Annotated in this window: 19 protein-coding genes; 10 read left to right on the top strand and 9 right to left on the bottom strand. The window is 42.3% G+C overall.

Features of this window, described 5'->3' with window-relative positions:
- Positions 1-122: 122 nt before the first annotated feature.
- Together ACFGVR_RS21075 and ACFGVR_RS21070 are read right to left on the bottom strand one after the other, a co-directional pair.
- Positions 123-1,130, bottom strand: coding sequence for a PorP/SprF family type IX secretion system membrane protein (locus ACFGVR_RS21075; RefSeq protein ID WP_448699523.1), 1,008 nt, complete (start codon positions 1,128-1,130; stop codon positions 123-125).
- Entirely contained in the window at positions 1,131-3,224 is a 2,094-nt protein-coding gene (locus tag ACFGVR_RS21070) for a T9SS type B sorting domain-containing protein (protein WP_448699521.1), read from the bottom strand.
- Between the two features lie 285 nt (positions 3,225-3,509).
- Here ACFGVR_RS21070 and ACFGVR_RS21065 point away from each other — a divergent pair, with 285 nt between their 5' ends.
- The 6 genes from ACFGVR_RS21065 (at position 3,510) to ACFGVR_RS21040 (ending at position 8,895) form a co-directional block, all read left to right on the top strand.
- Positions 3,510-5,015: a PAS domain S-box protein gene (locus ACFGVR_RS21065; RefSeq protein WP_448699520.1), complete on the top strand. Its 1,506-nt coding sequence runs from the start codon at positions 3,510-3,512 to the stop codon at positions 5,013-5,015.
- A gap of 126 nt (positions 5,016-5,141) precedes the next feature.
- Entirely contained in the window at positions 5,142-6,146 is a 1,005-nt protein-coding gene (locus tag ACFGVR_RS21060; RefSeq protein WP_448699519.1) for a metallophosphoesterase family protein, read from the top strand.
- Positions 6,147-6,154: 8 nt separating this feature from the next.
- Positions 6,155-6,688, top strand: a complete 534-nt coding sequence (locus ACFGVR_RS21055; protein WP_448699518.1) for a YceI family protein — start codon at positions 6,155-6,157, stop codon at positions 6,686-6,688.
- Positions 6,689-6,698: 10 nt separating this feature from the next.
- Positions 6,699-7,133, top strand: a complete 435-nt coding sequence (locus tag ACFGVR_RS21050; RefSeq protein ID WP_448699516.1) for a c-type cytochrome — start codon at positions 6,699-6,701, stop codon at positions 7,131-7,133.
- 29 nt (positions 7,134-7,162) lie between these two features.
- A complete protein-coding gene (locus tag ACFGVR_RS21045) occupies positions 7,163-8,185 on the top strand; it encodes a sensor histidine kinase (protein ID WP_448699514.1) in 1,023 nt (340 codons plus the stop codon).
- Complete coding sequence (locus ACFGVR_RS21040) at positions 8,176-8,895, top strand: LytR/AlgR family response regulator transcription factor (RefSeq protein WP_448699513.1); 720 nt, start codon at positions 8,176-8,178, stop codon at positions 8,893-8,895. Before ACFGVR_RS21045 ends, ACFGVR_RS21040 begins: the two co-directional genes overlap by 10 nt.
- Positions 8,896-8,900: 5 nt before the next feature.
- Here ACFGVR_RS21040 and ACFGVR_RS21035 read toward each other — a convergent pair whose 3' ends face one another.
- Together ACFGVR_RS21035 and ACFGVR_RS21030 are read right to left on the bottom strand one after the other, a co-directional pair.
- On the bottom strand, positions 8,901-9,404 hold the full coding sequence (locus tag ACFGVR_RS21035) for a hypothetical protein (RefSeq protein WP_448699512.1): 504 nt from the start codon (positions 9,402-9,404) through the stop codon (positions 8,901-8,903).
- Positions 9,405-9,415: 11 nt separating this feature from the next.
- Complete coding sequence (locus tag ACFGVR_RS21030) at positions 9,416-9,937, bottom strand: N-acetyltransferase family protein (protein WP_448699511.1); 522 nt, start codon at positions 9,935-9,937, stop codon at positions 9,416-9,418.
- A 79-nt stretch (positions 9,938-10,016) separates the two neighbouring features.
- Between ACFGVR_RS21030 and ACFGVR_RS21025 the strand changes: the two genes are divergently transcribed.
- The 3 genes from ACFGVR_RS21025 to ACFGVR_RS21015 all read left to right on the top strand — a co-directional run bounded on the left by ACFGVR_RS21025 (position 10,017) and on the right by ACFGVR_RS21015 (position 14,468).
- Positions 10,017-10,619, top strand: coding sequence for a TetR/AcrR family transcriptional regulator (locus tag ACFGVR_RS21025; protein ID WP_448699510.1), 603 nt, complete (start codon positions 10,017-10,019; stop codon positions 10,617-10,619).
- Positions 10,620-10,771: 152 nt separating this feature from the next.
- Positions 10,772-12,322 carry a DHA2 family efflux MFS transporter permease subunit gene (locus ACFGVR_RS21020; RefSeq protein ID WP_448699508.1) on the top strand — a complete coding sequence of 517 codons (1,551 nt, stop codon included), beginning with the start codon at positions 10,772-10,774 and terminating at the stop codon, positions 12,320-12,322.
- A 163-nt stretch (positions 12,323-12,485) separates the two neighbouring features.
- Positions 12,486-14,468 (top strand): M1 family metallopeptidase, encoded by a 1,983-nt coding sequence (locus tag ACFGVR_RS21015; protein WP_448699507.1) that lies wholly within the window; start codon positions 12,486-12,488, stop codon positions 14,466-14,468.
- On the opposite strand, the gene ACFGVR_RS21010 is transcribed toward ACFGVR_RS21015, so the two are convergent.
- Genes ACFGVR_RS21010 through ACFGVR_RS21000 form a run of 3 tightly spaced genes read right to left on the bottom strand, consistent with a single transcriptional unit; the run spans position 14,461 to position 16,681 of the window.
- On the bottom strand, positions 14,461-15,408 hold the full coding sequence (locus ACFGVR_RS21010) for a sterol desaturase family protein (protein ID WP_448699505.1): 948 nt from the start codon (positions 15,406-15,408) through the stop codon (positions 14,461-14,463). The genes ACFGVR_RS21015 and ACFGVR_RS21010 overlap by 8 nt on opposite strands.
- The gene (gene aroB / locus ACFGVR_RS21005) at positions 15,395-16,468 is read right to left on the bottom strand and encodes a 3-dehydroquinate synthase (protein WP_448699504.1); all 1,074 of its coding nucleotides are present in this window, start codon (positions 16,466-16,468) and stop codon (positions 15,395-15,397) included. The genes ACFGVR_RS21010 and aroB overlap by 14 nt, the downstream gene beginning before the upstream one ends.
- A 6-nt stretch (positions 16,469-16,474) precedes the next feature.
- Positions 16,475-16,681: an RNA-binding S4 domain-containing protein gene (locus ACFGVR_RS21000; protein ID WP_448699503.1), complete on the bottom strand. Its 207-nt coding sequence runs from the start codon at positions 16,679-16,681 to the stop codon at positions 16,475-16,477.
- Positions 16,682-16,750: 69 nt separating this feature from the next.
- Between ACFGVR_RS21000 and ACFGVR_RS20995 the strand changes: the two genes are divergently transcribed.
- On the top strand, positions 16,751-17,953 hold the full coding sequence (locus ACFGVR_RS20995) for a proline dehydrogenase family protein (RefSeq protein ID WP_448699501.1): 1,203 nt from the start codon (positions 16,751-16,753) through the stop codon (positions 17,951-17,953).
- 17 nt (positions 17,954-17,970) lie between these two features.
- Here the strand turns inward: ACFGVR_RS20995 and ACFGVR_RS20990 are convergent, their stop codons facing one another.
- Both ACFGVR_RS20990 and ACFGVR_RS20985 read right to left on the bottom strand, forming a co-directional pair.
- Positions 17,971-18,393, bottom strand: coding sequence for a secondary thiamine-phosphate synthase enzyme YjbQ (locus ACFGVR_RS20990; protein ID WP_448699499.1), 423 nt, complete (start codon positions 18,391-18,393; stop codon positions 17,971-17,973).
- A gap of 139 nt (positions 18,394-18,532) precedes the next feature.
- Positions 18,533-19,927, bottom strand: coding sequence for an arginine decarboxylase (locus ACFGVR_RS20985; RefSeq protein WP_448699497.1), 1,395 nt, complete (start codon positions 19,925-19,927; stop codon positions 18,533-18,535).
- Positions 19,928-20,100 lie beyond the last annotated feature (173 nt).

The following is a 20,100-nucleotide window of genomic DNA, read 5'->3' as shown; positions in this document are numbered from 1 at the left end:
AGTTAGATTTATTGATGAAACAAATTTATCCGGATACACTACTTGGTTGTTATAGTATATATGCAAGCAATTGTAGGATATTATCCGACAGCTCAAATTGAAGATGCTAATTTCATTAGGCACTACCAGGTGTGGCGCGCGGTTGTTACGTTGTACTTATTATGCAAAAGTACTCCTAACATAATTTCATGTGTGCCTTTGTTTACAGCACTTAAATCGGATATTGAATAATCGTAAGCGTAGCCAACAGTAAACAGTGCGCCAATGTTAAAACCCACACTGCTTGTTATGGCATCATTTTTTCGATATGCCCCGCCAAACCAAAATATATCACGGAAAGCTATCTTAACATTTACATCCAAATTAATTGGGGTATTGGCGGACGGGTTAACAACCACCGATGGCAACAACGTTACATCATCAGAAGGGTATACCTTAAAACCTAAAGTAAAGAAGTATTGGGTAGGTATTTTACTTTGATTGCCAGATGGCTTGCTGTTAAAACTAAGATCTTGGGGGATGAGTTGCTGTGCTGATGCACCAATAAAAAACGCAGGGCCATAGCCCCACATTCCTACTGCGGCATCGGGTTTAAACTGGCCGTTACCACCCTGGCTAACCGCCGGATCGATAGGATTATTAAATGTCAGCTGGCTAACATTTAAGCTAATATTATTGAAACCAACCGAGGCGCCCACAGCCAGGTTAAACTGATCATTAACCATAAGGTGATAAGCATAGCCTGTGTTAAAATGCGTTTGATTGAACGCGCCTGATTTATCACCCACCAAACTAAGGCTAATGCCGCCATGGTTAAATGAAGCCTGATAGCTATCCCGATCGGTCCGGCCTATAGGATTATCGGTATTCCGGATGATCTGGCCATAATTGCCTTCGGTAAACTCTTTATTTAACGGGATACTTACCGTGAAGTACCCGGTAGTTGGGGCGCTCTGCAAACCTGTCCATTGACTGCGATAACCGGTTTTGATATCCCAATAGGTTTCAATACCGGCAACGGCCGGGTTGATTAATAATTCGTTAAATGTGTATTGGGTATATTGCGGTAATTGCTGAGCAAATAATTTAACGGGAAACAGTAGCAGGAGGGATAGTAAACGTTTATTCATTTACTTGACCAAATTAACTGCACCCGATATCGAGTTTTGATTGTTTTTAAGATCTATTATATAAAAATAAGCTCCAGATGGCAGATCGCTGTTTTTAAAACGGCCATCCCAGGATGTGGTGTAGCCTGTTGATGCGAAGACAACCTGGCCGCCACGATTGAAAATTTTAACAGAGCAATTTGGATATTTACTTAAAAAAGGAATATCCCATTTGTCGTTTATGCCGTCATTGTTAGGGCTAAAAGCTGTTGGTATAGTTTGTACAGAAAGCCCACTGCCTGGCGCATCGGCAGGTGTAGTAAATTGCATAATATTACCGTAGGTTATCTCTGTGCAGTAATTTGCAGCAACTATACGGAAATAATAGGTAGTTGCCGGTTTTAATTGCTTGTTTAATACTGCGCTAAACGAACTATTGCCCAATAAGGGAGTGGTGCCGGTGTTCGGTTCGGCAACGACGGAGTTCGACATATCGGATAAGGTAGCAAACTCAAAAACTACAGACGTTGGCAAAGTGTTAACAGCACTAACAGAGCCATTTAAAGTAGCCCCATCAGATGTGATGGCAGTAGCAGCTGCTGTATTAACACCGGGTAAGGCACACGGTGAGCCGCCGCTACCGCCGCTACCGCCAATGCCGCCAGCCAGCCAGGCAATGCCGTGCCCTGCATCGTGACCAAAACCACCAACGATAGAATTGATCCCATCGGCGCTAAGCGCTACCGAATTGCCTGCATACGAACCTTTTACTGCATCTACGAAACTTAACGGTACTGGAAAAGGGGTCCAGATGCTATCTCTACGGATATATAACCGTGCCAAACCAGTATTGCTATCATTAGTCAGACCGCCAAACAGCAATACTGTACCATCGGCGTTTAGGCTTACAGAGCAACCCTGCTTAGCTTTACCTATGGTATCAACACTTACTATTTTATATCCCATTTGTTTCCATACGTGGGCCGTTGTATCATTTTTAAATATCCACACTGCCCCTGTTTGATTATTATCGGTAAAACCACCAACCGCGGCTATATTGCCATCGGCGCTTAAGGCAACAGAGCTGCCTTGGTTGGGGCTACTTATTGACCCTGTACCAAACAATGGAGCCGCTTGCTGCAACCAGGTACCATTATTACGTGTAAATATCCAGGCAGACCCCGTTCCGGCGGTTGAGGTATGTGCACCCATAATAAAAGTATTGCCATCGGCGCTTATGGCCACGCGTTGCTCATCGGGTGCGCCTGCTGCCGAACCGGTAGCTGCCAGCATGCCGCCCTGCCGGCTCCATATTCCGTTATTGCGTACAAATACGTAAGCCCCGCCCGCGCCGTTGTTATCGCCCGAAGCTTCGGCAACAAAGGTATTGCCGTCGGCACTTAAGGAAACCGAAATACCTAACTTTACAGGATTTGCAGTAGTGATAGTTAGCTTGGGGCCCTGTTGTGTCCAGGTGGTATTGGTACGGGTAAACACCCACACTGCACCCTGGCTGTTGTTATCGCCAGGACCACCAACAATAGCTGTATTACCATCGGCGCTGATTGCAACAGAAGTACCCTGTGCCGATTGCCCGATTGCGTTGGTGCCTACTAATTTAGTGCCTTGTTGCGTACCGCCTGAAGCGTATACCCAGGCTGCGCCAATTTTTGCACTATCGGTATTGCCGCCCACAATTGATGTATAACCGGTTGAACTATATGCAACACTTACACCTTGTGCAGCTGCGCCAGCTGTGTCCCGGCCCGTTAACTTGGTGCCTTGCGAGCCTCCCGGATCGGGCGTAACAACGAGCATAAAATTGGTAGCGCTTACAGCGGAGCCGTGTGCATTGATTATAGTTATGTTCCCTGATCGTGCTCCCGGCATGATCATTCCTACTAATTTTGTCCCGGTATTTGATATGATAATAGCTGGTTTACCACCAATAGAAAAGCTCGTAGGGTTGCTTAGATCGGTGCCGGTTATGGTTATTAAAGTACCCGGAACGCCTATCCTTGGAGTAAAAGAGGTAATAGATACCGCCGAAACTTTTACGCCGAACAAAATTATGACAATAAGGCAAAGGGATGCCCTGGTAAATATTGTTTTCATAGCTAATTGCGAATGGTAAAGTTAGCGTGAAGATAAAAAAAACAGAGAATAAATAAAAATACAGAAGCTGTATCGTTAATAAATATAAATATTGATAAGAAAATTGAGGATTTATTTACTTTTAGGAAATCCAATTTATACCCAACACCTATAGTAATAAACAAAAAGATAAATCCATCAGAGAATGCTTTTTACGAAAAAAACATATAACTAAACAATTTAGTCACCTGTCTGTATTGTAATTGCAATTATTAATTTTATGCGCTCGAGAACATTAAATAAAACATGCAAAATCCTCTTCCCTCTATTGAAAAGTTAAAAGAATTACAGGAAAAACTCGCCCGTTACGAGCAGCGTGAATTGGAGTTGGAAGAGCGCGAGGCCAGGTTGCAGATGGCAATGGATTCTACCAGTTTGGGTACATGGGATTATCACCCCCTCGAAGGTGTTTTAACCTGGTCTGACAAATGCAGAAATATCTATGGCGCTCCGGATGATATGAAAATTAATATGCAGGTATTTGCTGCGCACATTTATCCGGAAGATCACGATTTTGTAAATAGGGAGGTTGAGAAAGCGATGGACCCAACCGGTAACGGTGACTATGATGCGACCTATCGTATTACCCGTTTTGATAATGGAAGTGTAAGATGGATAAGAGCAAAAGGGAAGGTGCATTTTAATAATAAATCACAGGCCGAACGTTTTATCGGTACCGTGATAGATATTACGGATGCTAAAATTGCAGAAGAAAAGAATGCCAAACTTGCTGCAATAGTCGATTCATCAGACGATGCCATTGTGAGTAAAACCCTCGAAGGGATCATCACCAGTTGGAATCAATCAGCAGAACGAACTTTTGGGTATGAGGCGGAGGAAATGATAGGTCAATCGATACTGAAGATCATCCCACCTGATAGGCAACATGAGGAGGTTGAAATTTTATCGCGATTAGCCAGAGGAGAACGTGTAGAACATTTTGAAACCCGAAGGTTGAAAAAAAATGGCGAATTAATTGATGTATCGCTAACTATTTCACCAATGCGCGACTCGAAGGACAATATCATCGGCCTTTCGAAAATTGCCCGCGACATCACCGAAAAAAAGCAGGAGGAAATACGGAAAAATGATTTTATAGCCATGGTGAGTCATGAATTGAAAACGCCGCTTACGTCACTGCGATCATACATCCAGGTTTTATTACTCAAATCTAAAGGTGAAGAAGACCCTTTTAGAACTAATGCTTTAACAAGGGCCGACATCCAGACTAAAAAGATGACGGCCATGATACAGGATTTTTTAAGCCTGGCAAAATTAGAAGAGGGAAAGATAGAGATTAATAAAACACGTTTTAGTTTAGATGCACTGATAGAAGAAATAGCTGGTGATGCCCAGTATTTTACATCACTCCATACTATAAAAACGTCGCATTGTGCCGGTGTGATGGTTAATGCCGACCAGGATAAAATAGGGCAGGTGCTGATGAACCTGGTAAGCAACGCGATAAAGTATTCGCCTAAAGGAGGTGAAATTTTAGTTACATGCGAAAAAAATAATGATATAGTTGAGGTTTCTGTAATTGATAATGGCATAGGTATCAAGGCTGCAGATCAAGAAAATCTTTTTCAGAGATTTTACAGGGTAAAAAACGAAGAAATAAAAACCATTTCAGGATTTGGCATAGGTCTTTATCTTGTTTCAGAAATACTTCGCTATCATGATAGTACGATCAATGTCGAAAGCAAAGAGGGTGTGGGTTCAAAATTCTCCTTTAAATTAAAAATTCAATAGCCGCCTGATTCTGTAAACCATATTTCGTCAAGTATTTTCGGTGCTTCATGTAAAATAATTCGGGCGGGGCCGCTCTTTATCTTTTTTAGTGGTGTAATTCAATTTAATCACTTAAAAGATAAAGCTATGGAAGACAATTTTCAGCCTGAAGACAACACTGCGCCGGGGATCAATAATGACGGCATTGACCGTCGGGGGTTTTTAGAATGTATGGCCTGGGCGGGTACCGGAGTGATCTGGATGATGTCGGGCGGTATATTAAAATCATTTGGCATGAGCCAGATGATCGATAAATCAACTGGTGCGCTTAAAAAGGGCCTTGTAATACCTAAGGCCGATTTTAGCTTTGCGCAGATCAGCGACAGCCACATCGGTTTTAATAAAGCCGCTAATCCTGATGTGGTTGGTACGTTAAATGCTGCTATATCAAAGATCAATAATATGCCGGTAACGCCATCGTTTGTGCTGCACACCGGTGATTTAACCCACCTTGCCCAAGCTGATGAATTTGATACTTTAGATCAATCGCTAAAAAGCGTTAAAACCGAAAAGATATTTTACGTACCGGGCGAACATGACGTTACCGACAATGGTAAATTATACATGGAGCGTTTTGGCAAAGGCACCTTAGGCGATGGCTGGTATAGCTTTGATTCGCATGGTGTACATTTTATAGGTTTAAACAATGTAACTAACCACGTTGACGGCGGTTTAGGTTATATTGGTGCTGCCCAGCTTAAATGGTTAGAGGCCGATTTGAAACCATTGTCAAACAGCACGCCTATAGTAGTTTTTGCACACATACCACTTTGGGCCATTTATCCACAATGGGGCTGGGGTACTGATGACAGTGCACAGGCATTAGCTTTACTAAAACGCTTCGGATCGGTTTCTGTACTGAACGGTCACATCCATCAAACCATTCAAAAGATTGAGGGCAATATCACTTTCCACACTGCAAACTCGACCGCTTTCCCGCAACCTGCACCGGGTGCAGCACCTTCGCCGGGTCCAATGAAAGTACCTGCCGAGAAACTGCGCAGCTACTTAGGTTTAACCAGCGTAAATTATGTTGAACATGACCATGCCCTGGCTATTACCGATACACCATTAGTTATAGCTGATAAATAATATTACAAATGAAAAAGTTGATAATAATACTGCTGGTGATCTGCGCAGCTAAAATAAGCCATGCGCAGTATAAACCGGCAGAGCAGGGATCGACCCTGAAGTTTACTATTAAAAATCTGGGATTTGATGTAAATGGCAGTTTTAACGGTTTTGAGGGAACGATTAATTTCAACCCTCAAAACCCAACTGCAAGCAATTTTGATGTTACGGTATCCGCTGGTACCGTTAATACCGATAACAGTATGCGGGATGAACATTTAAAAGGCGATAGTTTTTTTGACGTGAAGAATTATCCACGCATCAGGCTCAAATCAACACAGATCACCAACGTAAAGAGCGCGACCTACTTATTTAACGGCCAGCTCATCATAAAAGGGAAGACGAAGCCAATAAAGTTCCCGTTTGAGGCTACGCCGGGCGGGGACGGCTTTGTTTTTAAAGGCTCGTTTAAGATGAACAGAAAGGATTTTGGAGTAGGTGGTACAAGTACCGTATCGGATGAACTGGAAGTAATGATCAATGTAATCGCAAAGAAAGCTTAATACAAACAGGATGAAAATCAACAAAAAAATTTGTGTTATCGGAGGCCTTGCCGCTATTGTAAGTATTACAACAGCGGCAACTATTAAAAAAACGGCCGATGACAAGAAACCTGCTGATAAGCCACTTTATACTAATTTAAAAGTTTTGCCAAAAGATATCAGTTCAAAAGACCTGCAAAGTATTATGGCCGACGACTTTGAAGATGGCATAGGTGTTAGCTGCGGTTTTTGCCATGCAAATAACAAAGATGGCCACGGGTTGGATTTTGCAAGCGATGCGAAGCCCGAAAAAGAAATAACGCGTACCATGATGCGAATGACGATTGATCTGAACAAAAGATGGTTAAAAAACAAACACCCTAAACTGGGCGACCCAGGCTTAATTGTACAATGTACCACCTGCCACAAAGGCCAGGCATTTCCAGACGGAGCAGAACCCAAATGATTATCTTAGCGAAATATTGAACGGTGTTTTTGAAAAGTAATAAGTTAATATATCACCTTGGCTTTTGGCTGCTGGCCTACCTTTTCTGGATCTTTATTTTCAGGAATGGCACACTGGTGCTCACTCATGCGCTAACCATACAATTCTGTTACCTCATATTTATAGCAGGTAATTACTATTATAATTCGCTTTTTACGGTACCGGCATTGCTTAACCGTAAAAGATATGTGGCTTTTGGGTTTTGTTTTTTGGCCGGGATATTGGCGGGCGCGTTACTGCGGGTGCCTGTATCGTTTTTGATCAGTAGGTATTTGTTTAAAGTAAATGTTGATCAATTTAACCCGTACAAGGTATTTTCAGATTCGTTTATCAATATCCTTTTTTGGGTAGTACTGATATTGGTTACCAGGCTAATAACCGAAAAGATAAGCTCGCAGCGATATATCGAGCAGATCGAGAAAGAAAGGGCTGATAATGAACTTAATTTTTTAAGGGCGCAGTTTAACCCGCACTTTTTGTTTAACTCTATTAATTCTATCTACGCACACATCGACAAAACCAATAAGCCTGCACGCGAGATGCTGCTCGTATTTTCGGATATGTTGCGTTACCAGTTGTATGAATGCAATGTTGAACAAATTGAACTGGATAGAGAGATCAATTACATGCGCAATTACATTGCGCTGCAAAAAAGCCGAATAGACGAGCGTATTCAAGTATCATTTTGTGCCGATGAGATAAGCGGTAATATCACAGTATCGCCATTGATCTTTATCAATTTTATTGAGAATGCTTTTAAATATGTTGGTTTTAATGAAGGCCGCGAAAACATAATTGACATTAAACTCCGGTTTAACGATGGCAATTTGTATTTTAAGATATTCAACACCAAGGATTCGTTCATCAACGGTTCCAATGGGGCGTCGGGATTGGGGATTGCCAACACTAAACGCCGGTTGGAACTGCTTTATCCTGAAAAGCATAGCCTGAAGATCAACGAAAGCGAAGATGATTATACTGTTGAGTTAACCCTGATGAATTTATGGTTTTAAATTGCGTTATAATTGATGATGAGCCGATAGCCCGCAAGTTGTTGCAGGAATATATTGAGGAAACCGATTTTTTGAGTTTAGTTGGGATAGCCGAAAACCCGCTTAAGGCCATTAGCGTGATCAATAGCCAACCTACCGACCTGATCTTTCTGGATATTAACATGCCGAAGATGAGCGGTATGGAGTTTTTAAGATCGTCGGCTAATTTACCCATGGTGATCATGACCACCGCATATGGTCAATACGCACTGGAAGGTTTTGAAATGGCTGTGATTGATTATCTGGTGAAGCCTTTTTCGCTTGAACGTTTCATCAAAGCAAGTCAGAAAGCTTTAGAACTTAAAACGTTGAAACAGAAACCTGACCCTGTTGAAAAATCAAGCGACGAATATTTTTACGTGAAATGCGATGGGAAGATAAAGCGCGTACTGTATAACGATTTGCTTTATGTTGAGGCTATGGCCAATTATGTTACACTTTATACCACACAGGAGAAACTTGTAGTTTATTTAACTATTAAGGGTATTTTAGAGCAATTACCACCCGAAAAATTTGTGCAGGTGCACAAAAGCTATATCGTTAACATGGGCCGCATCAACACCATTGAGGGCAATGTTTTACACCTTGGCGAAAACAAAATAACCATGAGCTCTAATTATAACGACGAGGTGATGAAACGGATATTGAAGGATAAATTTATAAAGCGGTAACAGCCTCAATATTTCTGCTCGTTACTTATTCCGTCGTTATCTAGTTCTGCTTTATCCTGGTAATCTAAATTCAGATCGGTTTCTATTTTATCTCTTGTAGGCCGGATAACGATGAAGAATAGGATAATTATCCCCGAAACAACGAGATATAACAAGTTTGCTGTAAGCTGGTACACGACGATCCCGAAAAGAGAAGCACCCTCTAACATCGCCAATCTGGCGATCATTGCTGTTTGATAACCTGTAACTTTTTGCTGAACCGTTGGCTTATTTATGGCCGTGGTAAGTAATTGCTTGTACAATACAGTGCTTAGGGAAGAGATAACAGCCATCATCGGAATTGTATACAGATACGGATCGTTAATAAATTTAATGTTAAATGTACTGCCAGGTGTTATAACAAGCGTTACGATTGCAAACAGCACTTGCCCTCCTAACAAGCCCAAATGTATTAGCGGGATAGTTTTTAGCATCGTTTTTGGTGATTGCTGGCTGGGATAATTGGTCATGGTTTATAGATTTAATCGTCGTGAGGTTGAAGGTCGTTTGGTAAGATCAATTGAAAGAATTTAAGGTCGAGCCATTTGCCGAATTTATAGCCTACTTGCTTAAAATGTGCTGTTTCTTCGAACCCAAATTGCAGATGCAGGTTAATACTGCCGGCATTATCGGCATCAATACCGGCTATAATACTATGTATTTGCTTGGTTGCTACATAATCTATCAACACCTGTAAAAGTTTTTTAGCTATACCTTGCCGGCGGTAGCGGGGATGTACATAAACCGAATGCTCGATGGTATATTTGTAAGCCTGCCATGCCCTGAACGGGCCGTATGATGCGAACCCAGTAATGTGTCCGTTAATTACGGCTACCCAAACAGGAATATCCTTTTTTACCTTATCCTCAAACCATTCCAGCCGCATAGCCAGCGTATGGGTTTGATATTGATACACGGCCGTGGTATTGATGATGGCATCGTTGTAGATATCTAGTATGGCTTGCATATCTGCTATAGTTGCTTGTCGGATGATGGGTTGCATCAGCTAAATTTAAAAAATCAAACCAATGTAAAACAAAATAATTTATTGTGTTACATAATACCATTTGGTATATTTGTATATGAGTAAGTTACAATCAAAGTCGGAACGGACGCGTCAGTTCATCATTGAAACAACAGCTAATATATTTAACACTAAAGGGTACGTGGGTACCTCTATGTCCGATCTCACAGAGGCTACCGGGCTAACCAAAGGAAGTATATACGGTAATTTCGAAAACAAGGAAGAAGTTGCCCTTGCCGCTTTTGACTATAACCTTGAAAAGCTGCGCAAGATAATTTTGCAGAGAATGACAAGTGCTATAACCTATCGCGACAAGTTGATAGTTTACGCCCAGGTATACCATAGCTTTAAACGTGGTCCTTTCCCCGAAGGCGGTTGCCCAATACTCAATACTGCCGTAGAGGCTGATGATACTAATAACCAGTTGAAAGACAGGGCTGCCAAAGCTGTTTTGCGTTGGCAAAAAAGTATCATCAACCTGATACAGGGTGGTGTAAACGCGGGCGAATTTAAAAGTAATATAGACGCCAATAATGTGGCGCTGTCGATGATCGCTTTAATAGAAGGTGGTATTATGATAGCGAGAGTAACCAATCAGCCGGCTAATTTAGATGAGGTACTGAAAACAGTAGCTATGCTGGTAGATAATTTAAAGCAATAAAAAATTTGACATTAAAAATACCATTCGGTATAAAATATATATTACACTTGTAGCATCAAATAAAAAAAGAAAAACAGAGCGAGAGCGTATTAACAGTAGGTTGTAATTTTTTTTCATTTAAAATATACCAATTGGTATAAAATATAAATAAAATGAACGGATTTAAAAGAAAGCTATTGATCATCACGGTGATTTGTGCAGCCATTATGGAGCTGATAGATACTTCGATAGTTAACGTGGCGCTAAACTATATGAGCGGAAACCTGGGTTCAACCCTGGAAGATACCGCCTGGGTAATCACCTCTTATGCCATAGCAAATGTGATCATTATTCCGATGACAAGCTTTTTAACCAATATGTTGGGCAGGCGCAAATATTATATCGGTTCGGTTATTTTATTTATTGTGTGTTCGCTGATGTGCGGGCAGGCTACCTCAATATGGATGCTGGTATTCTTCAGGTTTTTACAGGGGCTTGGTGGCGGTGCATTATTGTCAGTATCAGCAGCGGTAGTTTATGAGCAGTTTCCGAAAGAGAAAATGGGTATGGCCAGCGCCTTGTTTGGCATCGGTATCTTCATCGGACCAACCGTTGGCCCAACACTTGGTGGTTTTATTACCGAAAATTATTCGTGGCCGTGGATATTTTATATCAACGTTCCTATAGGCATATTAGCCGCCATTTCGTGCTACTTTTTACTGCCAGAGTCGGCCGTTAAAACACAGGTTACCAAAGTCGACTGGCTGGGTATTATTCTGTTAACCATAGGTATAGGCAGCTTGCAAACCGTATTGGAGCGCGGCGAAACCGACGATTGGTTTTCTGCCGGCTACATCATTTTTCTAACGGTGTTAGCTATTATCACCTTAACCTCATTTGTAATATGGGAACTGCGAATACCTAACCCGGTAGTTAACCTGCGGGTGTTAAAAAGCAGGTCGCTCAGTGTGGCGGCGGTGTTAACCTTTGTTACCGGGATAGGCATGTTTACATCCATATTTCTTACACCGGTCATTGCGCAACGCTTATTGAATTTTACGCCATCGCAAAGCGGTATGCTGCTATTACCGGGAGCTATTTTTGCGTTGGTGGCTTTGGTACTCACAGGCAGGCTATTGCAAAAAGGTGTTTCGCCGGTATTGATAACCGGGATAGGCTTTTTATTCTTTATCTACTTTAACTTCCGTATGTCGGGTATGAGTTTGGATACTTCGGCGCAAGCTATAACATTTACTCTGATATTCAGGGCTATCGGGATGGCATTATTGACAGTGCCTTTAAGTTCGTTAGCGGTATCAACACTGCAAGCTAAAGATATGCCTCAAGGCACAGCGCTTAATAACATGATGCGGCAGTTGGGCGGATCATTCGGAATATCTATTATCAATACCTATGCAGCAAGACGTTTTGCATCGCACCGGACAGATATGGTATCGCATATTACAGCGGCAAACCAACTGGCGGTCGACAGGATCAATATTTACACAGCTAATTTTCATCAAAAAGGTATCGATTGGATAGACGCGCGTGAAAAGGCGATGAAAGTTATCGACACCATCGTGGTGAAACAATCAACCCTGTTGAGCTATCTTGATTCGTACCAGCTTATTGGCGTGTTTTTTTTGCTCACACTGCCCTTGCTACTGCTGGTGGTTAAAAAAACTAAAGGTGCAGGTCAGGTGGTTATTGCATCTGATCATTAAATAGCAGAAGTGATTAACTCTTATTAAACTGTAATGATTTGGTTTATAATTGTTTATATCTTGTTGCCTGCCTGACAACCTCATAACAATTTTGATACTATTTAACCGCAGGTTTAATTATTGGCATTAATTTGGTTTATTTGCGGTTTACCCAAATTAACATATGCGTTATATCAAGTTTAGTTCACTTCTTTTGCTGGCTGCAGCAATTATTTCATTTAACCAACAATCACAAGCCCAAATAATCAACGATTCTACCAGGTACGACCATAAGGAAACATTTGGCCCCATAACCTGGCCAATTACCGGCACCGAAGTACGGTCGGCGTTAGGCCAGCCCGGGCCAAAATACTGGCAAAACCGAGCCGATTACCAAATTAAAGCTACTTTAAACGAAACCCCGCAGGATACCACCATTACCGGCGAAGTTGGGATCACTTATACCAATAATAGTCCGGATAAGTTGGATTATCTTTGGTTGCAACTTGATCAAAACCTGTTTAGGCCCGACTCGCGCGGGGCAGCAACCACACCGCTTGACGGCGATCGTTTTGATGTAAAAGGCTTTAGCCGCGGCGGCTATCATATTAAAACCGTTACCCTAAGTTATAATGGTAAAAGTTATGCCGTTACACCGGTAATAGCAGATGCCCGTATGCAGATACGGTTAAATACGCCGCTTGGTGCCAAAGGAGATAAGATTGATGTGAAGGTTACCTATGATTTTTCGATCCCCTTTTATGGTGCCGACCGTATGGGCCGCAAAAAGTTTAAAAAAGGATATGTATACGAAATTGCCCAATGGTATCCGCGCATGTGTGTGTATGATGACGTAGAAGGATGGAATACCTTACCTTATATGGGCCTGGGTGAGTTTTATTGTGAGTATGGTGATTTTGATTATTACATAACCGCACCATCTGATATGATCGTTGTGGGATCGGGCGATCTGCAAAACCCGGAACAAGTATTAACCGCCAAACAAATAGCACGTTTAAAAGAGGCCCGCGAAAGCGACAAAACAATAATGATAGTTAAAGAAGGCGAAGTAGGCGAGAAGGGTACCCGCCCTGATGCTACCGGTAACCTCACCTGGCACTTTAAAATGCTCAATAGCCGTGATGTATCGTGGGCGGCATCAAAAGCATTTATCTGGGATGCAGCAAGGGTTAACTTTCCATCGGGCCGTAAAGGTATTGCCATGTCGGCTTACCCGGCCGAGAGTGCCGGTAACGACTCATGGGGGCGATCAACCGAATACCTGAAATACAGCATGGAGATCTATTCAAAAGCTTATTATGAATATCCCTGGAATTCGGCTGTAAGTGTTGCGGGCGTAGCATTGGGTATGGAGTATCCTGGCATTATATTTTGCTTAAATAACTTGAAGAACGGGCGTCTTTGGGGCGATGTTACCCACGAAATAGGGCACAACTGGTTCCCGATGATCGTAGGCTCTAACGAACGGAAATACATGTGGATGGATGAAGGCTTTAATACCTTTATTAATGAATATGCTACCGAGATGTTCAATAAAGGAGAATACTATAAGTCGGCCGACAGGCCAGCCAAAGCGATGTCGCGTGCTATGCCGCGAATGGCCGATCCTTTGATGACACCGCCCGAAGCTATGGGCCTGCGTGACTACGGTTACTATTACAGCAAAACATCATTAGCGCTGAATATGCTGCGTAATGTGGTTTTAGGGCACGACAGATTTGATTACGCTTTCCGCAACTACATACAGCAATGGGCCATGAAGCATCCTACACCGTATGACTTTTTCCGGTCGATGAACAATGCAGCAGGCGAAGACTTGAACTGGTTGTGGAAAGGTTGGTTCTTTACCACCTGGAAACTGGATCAGGCTATTACCAATGTAACTTACGTGGATGGTAATCCCGAAAAGGGAGCTTTGATCACACTGGTAAACAAAGAGAAATTAGTGATGCCGGTTGATTTAAAAATAAAACAGAGTAATGGCAAAACCGAAATTGTGCACCTGCCGGTTGAAATATGGCAGCGCGGTGCTACCTGGACATTCAAATATCCATCAACAACCGCTATTGATGAGGTAACGCTAGATCCGGACACTCAGTTACCTGATGTTAATCCCGGTAACAATACTTTTAAACCGGCTAAATAAAATTGGAAAAGCCTCTCCGGATTCCGGGGAGTCTTTTTAGTTCTTTCTTTATCGATGCGTCCTTATATGCTTTCTGCAATACTCTTGCAGTTTGGGTGCTGCCATCGTGACTCCAACCCGGAGCCTTGAACAGATATTGCAATTTGGTTTTTATACCGGGAGCTTGTTTAACATCATGGATGAGCGCCTTCCATTCATGAAAGATAATACCGACTGGTCCCAGTTTTTCGGGTTGTTTAGTGAGGCCGTATCTAATTTGTTCGCGCGGTTGCTCTGAGCCGAATGTTCCAAACATCCGATCCCAAATAATAAGTACCATCCCCATGTTTTTATCAAGATAGGGGATATTTGACGCGTGATGTATGCGGTGGTGGGCCGGGGTTACAAATATCCAGCTGTACCATTTAGGTAACTTGATATCGTATTGGGTATGCACTATGTTTCCATAAAGTTGTGTAACCAGGTAGGCATATAAGATATCGAGAGCATTAAAACCCATCAGCGCAAGCGGTAAGTAAAAAATTGCGCGGTACAGCGGTTCAAACACCGTTGCCCTGAAGCCGGTAGTGAAATTAAAATATTCGCTCGAATGGTGAGTTACGTGCATGGCCCAAAACACCCGGCAATAATGTCCTGTGTAATGTAGCAGCCAATACAAAAAATCCTGTATTATTACTAATGCAAACCAATAGCAAAACGTGTTACTGATTTGAAAGAATCTGAAACGGTAAAAATAATCGAGGATAAAAAATGTGCTCCCTTTTACGGCCAAATTAAACAAAAAGGCTAAAAAGGTTAAGTATATATTGTTTACGGTATCACGGTTGTTGTAGTAATGCCTGTTTTGGACATAGCTGAAAATCATTTCAATTAATGTTAAAACGATCAACATAGCTACCAGTAAAATAGCTGCCTGGCTTTTTACATCATGCGCGTGCATACTCTAACGATGCATAATAACGTAAGCTATCGCAAAGTTCGTCATCGGTGCAAATGTTGTCTATCACACATTCGCCTATGTTGGCAAGCAGTGAACAATTGATCTTGCCGTTCACATTCTTTTTATCCTTTTTCATAATGTTATTTAAAAAAGGATAGCAGTTTTCATGGATCTCGTATTTGCCGTAAAGACCAAGCAGGAAATTAATAATGGCCTGCATCTGGTTTAGCGACAATCCTGCTTTTTGATGCGATAGCCAGGTTTCGCATATCATGCCGGCTACAATGGCTTCGCCGTGGGTAAGTGGATCTTCGTCGTTATCCAGCGAGTAGCTTTCAATAGCGTGGCCGATGGTGTGGCCAAAGTTTAATATTTTGCGTAAGCCGCGTTCGGTAGGGTCGGCAATAACAACTTTATTTTTTATTTCGATAGAGTCCTGTATCAATTTGGCGTTCAGGTTTTCGAGGTCGCTGTTTTTAAGCATATCCCAATAAGCGGCATCGGCTATTAAGCCATGTTTTAACATCTCGGCCAGGCCCGATTTGATCTGTCTTGCTGGCAAAGTATTTAAAAAGGCGTGCTCAATAAACACCGCTTTAGGCTGTGTAAATGTGCCGATGATGTTTTTGAGGTTAAAAATATCGATACCGGTTTTACCGCCAACCGAAGCATCAACCTGCGAAAGCAGGGTAGTAGGGATATGTATAAAATCGATGCCGCGTTTATAGGTGGATGCAGCAAACCCCCCAAGATCGGTAACCACGCCACCGCCCAGGTTGATCAGCAACGCATTACGGTCGGCACCAAAATCGATCAGATTTTTCCAGATACCTACACAAAAATCAATGCTCTTGCTCTCTTCGCCTGCGCTTATTTCAATCAGATCGAAGTCGGGATTGCTCTTCAGGCGCTCCTGTATGTAAGGCAGGCAAAATTTTCCGGTGTGTTCATCGGTTAAAATAAAAAAACGGGAGTACTTGCCGGCGCTGATAAACTCATCAAGGCCGTTGGTTATGTTATTAAAGTATATAGGGTAACTTATACTGTCTATCTTATTCATTGGGGATCACTTCACTAAAATTTTATTGCCTCGGAACTCTACTATGTCGCCTGTACGCACTTTAAGGCGCTTACGGGTATCAACCTCACCGTTGTATTTTACCTCGCCTTCTACAACAGCTATCTGTGCCTCACCGCCTGTAGTAACCAGGTGCGTAGCCTTAAGTAACTGGATCAAATGGATATATTCTTCAGTTAGTTTGAATTCGATCATCGGTTCGGCAAAAATAAACTATTCATTCAATAATGAGTTATAATAATGAGCATTTTATAAATTTGCACTATGCTGACCCAAAACGACAATGCCCCCCAAAGGGGTAACGAACTTTCTTTTGAAAATACCGAGATCGCCTTTCGCCACGCGTCCAACTCATCATTAAAACGTGCGTGGTGGCTGTTTAAGTTTATCAACATCAACTTTTTTGTTAAGGCTGGCCCACCGATAACCAATTTTGCACTTAAAATACACTTACCCATTAAGGGAATTATCCGCGCAACAATATTTAAACAGTTTTGTGGTGGCGAAACTATAGCCGAATGCGATGATACCATTAAAAACCTGGCGCAGGGTGGCGTAGGTACCATACTTGACTATTCGGTTGAGGGTGAGGATGAGGAGCATATTTTTGATGAAACCCGGCAAGAGATCATTCGGACCATTGAGCGTGCCAAAGGAGATCCCGCTATTCCGTTAACCGTATTTAAAATAACCGGTGTTGGCCGCTTTGCGTTATTAGAGAAGCTTGATGCTAAACAGCAATTAACGATAGCCGAGCAGCAGGAGTGGGAAAAAGTACAAAACAGGGTACGTTCGATATGCGAAAAGGCGCATTTGCTGGATATACCGGTAATGATAGATGCCGAAGAAAGCTGGATACAGGATACTATTGATATGCTTGCGCTGGATATGATGCGGGCCTTTAACCGTACGCGAGCTATAGTTTATAACACTTACCAGTTGTATCGTCATGATAAGCTGGTATCGATGCAGCAGGATCATAGCGTAGCTAAAGCTGAAGTTTTTTATTTGGGGGCCAAACTGGTGCGCGGTGCGTATATGGAGAAAGAGCGTAAACGCGCTGCTGAAATGGGTTATGCGTCGCCCATCCAGCCAACCAAACAGGCAACTGATATTGATTACAACAAAGCTTTGGTATTTTGCATCGAAAATATAAAAGAGATAGCCTTTGTTGCCGGTACGCATAACGAAGATAGCTGCCGTATTTTAGCCGATCTGCTGGATACTCACAAGGTTGACCATCATCATCCGCATGTTTACTTTTCACAGTTATTAGGCATGAGCGATAATTTAAGTTTTAACCTGGCGCACGCGCATTATAATGTAGCCAAGTACGTGCCTTACGGGCCGGTAAAAGCTGTGCTGCCATACCTTTTTCGCCGTGCGCAGGAAAATACTGCTATAGCAGGGCAGATGAGCCGTGAGCTAAGCCTCATCACTAAAGAGAAGAAGCGGAGAAGGGCATGACATGGCTTTAAGGTTACTTACTCTCCCCAAATCGTTATCACCAGATCTCTTTCGCCGCCATGATCGCGGTGTTCGCATAAATAGATACCCTGCCAGGTACCCAGGGCTAACCGTCCGTTGCGGATAGGTATGGTTACTGAACTGCCCAGCATAGCCGCCTTTAAATGCGCGGGCATATCATCGGGGCCTTCGTCATCGTGACGATAATCAGGATCGTTTTCGGGCACTGCTTTGTTGAAATACATTTCAAAATCCTGCCGCACGGTAGGATCGGCATTTTCATTAATAGCTAATGATGCCGATGTATGCTGAATAAACACCTGGCACACGCCAACCTTGATCTGGTTAATATGCGGCATGGCATACACCACTTCGGACGTAATGATGTGAAACCCGCGCCTGCGCTGTTTAAGTGTTAAGGTCTGTTGGAAGATCTTCATATATTAACGGAGCAGAATTAGTGCCAAATATGATTCAAAAGAAAAAGGTGTCATTCTGAGCTTGTCGAAGAACGAGTGTAGAGCCCACCTCTTTGGTTCGACAGGCTCACTATGACACCCGTTATTTAAGTTTACTTTATTATGTAGTATAGCCCAGTATCTTTAACACCTGCTTGCTATTTTGCTCTTCGCCAAAAACCTCGAAATTGAAAGTTTCATCGCGGTTGCGGCGAATAATAACATGCTTAGGCGATGGCAGCAGGCAATGGTGTATACCGCCATAGCCGCTCAATACCTCCTGGTAAGCACCGGTATGGAAAAATGCCAGATACTGTACTTTACGTGTTTTTGGCATAAATACACTGTTCATGTGCGCTTCCTGGTTATAATAGTCCTGCCCGTCGCAGGTGATCCCGCCAAGGTTAACACGTTCGTATTCGGCATCCCAGTTGTTAATGGGGAGTAAAATGTACTTTTGGTTCAAGGCCCAAACATCGGGCAGGTTGGTGATAAACGAACCATCCAGCATCAGCCAACGTTCACGGTCGTTCTGTTGTTTACGGCCCAGTACTTTGTAGATAATACCCGAAGCTTCTGCCACGGTATATTTGCCAAACTCGGTAATAATATCCGGTTCAATTACGTCGTGCTCAGCACAAATTTCTTTGATACGGCTAACGATCTCGTTCACCATGTATTCGTAATCAAAATCAAATACCAGCGAATCCTTGAAAGGCATACCGCCACCGATATCTAAAGTATCCAGGTCAGGGTTGATCTTTTTAAGCTTGCAATACAGCGTAACGTACTTTTCCAGTTCGTTCCAGTAATATGGCGTATCTGATATACCCGAGTTAATAAAAAAGTGCAGCAGCTTTAATTTAAAATTCGGGTTCGGTTCGATTTTGTTGTAATAAAAATCGATGATATCCTCCATACGGATACCCAGGCGCGAAGTATAAAATTGTGAATCAGGCTGCTCTTCCGCCGCTATCCGGATACCCAGGTTGCACGGGGTTGAGAGCTCAACCTCATCATCATAAATATTAAACTCCTCTTTGTTATCCAGCACCGGGATGATGTTTTTAAATCCATCATGCAGCATATCAATAATATACTGCTTGTACTGATAGGTTTTAAAACCATTGCATATCACGGTCATTTCCTTGTTCAGTGCACCTTTTTTTTCCAGCGCGTCAATCATCGGCATATCAAACGCCGACGATGTTTCGAGGTGGATATCATTCTTCAGCGCTTCTTCAACAATATGTTTAAAGTGTGAGCTTTTGGTGCAATAGCAGTATTTATAGCTGCCGCGATAGTTGTTTTTAACGATAGCCTGCTGAAATAAAAGCTTGGCCTGCTGTATTTTTTTCGAAACAATGGGCAGATAAGTAAAACGCAAGGGCGTGCCATACGTTTCGATCATTTCCATTAAGTTAAGGTCATGAAAATATAGTTCATCATCATACACCTCAAAACCATCCTGCGGAAAACCCACGCTCAGGTCAATAAATTCCTGGTAACTCTGCATTTATTGATTGAATAAAATTTGCGCAAAAATGTAATTTTTAAATGGAAAAAATCCTAATTGTTGCGAGAATTTTAATAGTTGAAATGTAATTTAATTTAGAGGGTTTTGTTTATGATAAGTATCTAACAAATTATCTTTTTAATACAATAGCACTTTTATCCATTTGGCTTACC

It is taken from the genome of Mucilaginibacter aureus (assembly GCF_053514885.1).
Note: the sequence above shows the minus strand (reverse complement) of the source record. Positions and strands in the feature narration are given on the sequence as shown.

Coding starts and splice junctions, on each gene's coding strand:
- aroB (WP_448699504.1), bottom strand. CDS start 16,468: ATGAATAAGATAGACAGTATAAGTTACCCTATATACTTTAATAACATA.
- ACFGVR_RS21035 (WP_448699512.1), bottom strand. CDS start 9,404: ATGACCAATTATCCCAGCCAGCAATCACCAAAAACGATGCTAAAAACT.
- ACFGVR_RS21055 (WP_448699518.1), top strand. CDS start 6,155: ATGAAAAAGTTGATAATAATACTGCTGGTGATCTGCGCAGCTAAAATA.
- ACFGVR_RS21020 (WP_448699508.1), top strand. CDS start 10,772: ATGAACGGATTTAAAAGAAAGCTATTGATCATCACGGTGATTTGTGCA.
- ACFGVR_RS20985 (WP_448699497.1), bottom strand. CDS start 19,927: ATGCAGAGTTACCAGGAATTTATTGACCTGAGCGTGGGTTTTCCGCAG.
- ACFGVR_RS21050 (WP_448699516.1), top strand. CDS start 6,699: ATGAAAATCAACAAAAAAATTTGTGTTATCGGAGGCCTTGCCGCTATT.
- ACFGVR_RS21075 (WP_448699523.1), bottom strand. CDS start 1,130: ATGAATAAACGTTTACTATCCCTCCTGCTACTGTTTCCCGTTAAATTA.
- ACFGVR_RS21000 (WP_448699503.1), bottom strand. CDS start 16,681: ATGATCGAATTCAAACTAACTGAAGAATATATCCATTTGATCCAGTTA.
- ACFGVR_RS21070 (WP_448699521.1), bottom strand. CDS start 3,224: ATGAAAACAATATTTACCAGGGCATCCCTTTGCCTTATTGTCATAATT.
- ACFGVR_RS21060 (WP_448699519.1), top strand. CDS start 5,142: ATGGAAGACAATTTTCAGCCTGAAGACAACACTGCGCCGGGGATCAAT.
- ACFGVR_RS21065 (WP_448699520.1), top strand. CDS start 3,510: ATGCAAAATCCTCTTCCCTCTATTGAAAAGTTAAAAGAATTACAGGAA.
- ACFGVR_RS21030 (WP_448699511.1), bottom strand. CDS start 9,937: ATGCAACCCATCATCCGACAAGCAACTATAGCAGATATGCAAGCCATA.
- ACFGVR_RS20990 (WP_448699499.1), bottom strand. CDS start 18,393: ATGAAGATCTTCCAACAGACCTTAACACTTAAACAGCGCAGGCGCGGG.
- ACFGVR_RS21010 (WP_448699505.1), bottom strand. CDS start 15,408: ATGCACGCGCATGATGTAAAAAGCCAGGCAGCTATTTTACTGGTAGCT.
- ACFGVR_RS21025 (WP_448699510.1), top strand. CDS start 10,017: ATGAGTAAGTTACAATCAAAGTCGGAACGGACGCGTCAGTTCATCATT.
- ACFGVR_RS21015 (WP_448699507.1), top strand. CDS start 12,486: ATGCGTTATATCAAGTTTAGTTCACTTCTTTTGCTGGCTGCAGCAATT.
- ACFGVR_RS20995 (WP_448699501.1), top strand. CDS start 16,751: ATGCTGACCCAAAACGACAATGCCCCCCAAAGGGGTAACGAACTTTCT.
- ACFGVR_RS21040 (WP_448699513.1), top strand. CDS start 8,176: ATGGTTTTAAATTGCGTTATAATTGATGATGAGCCGATAGCCCGCAAG.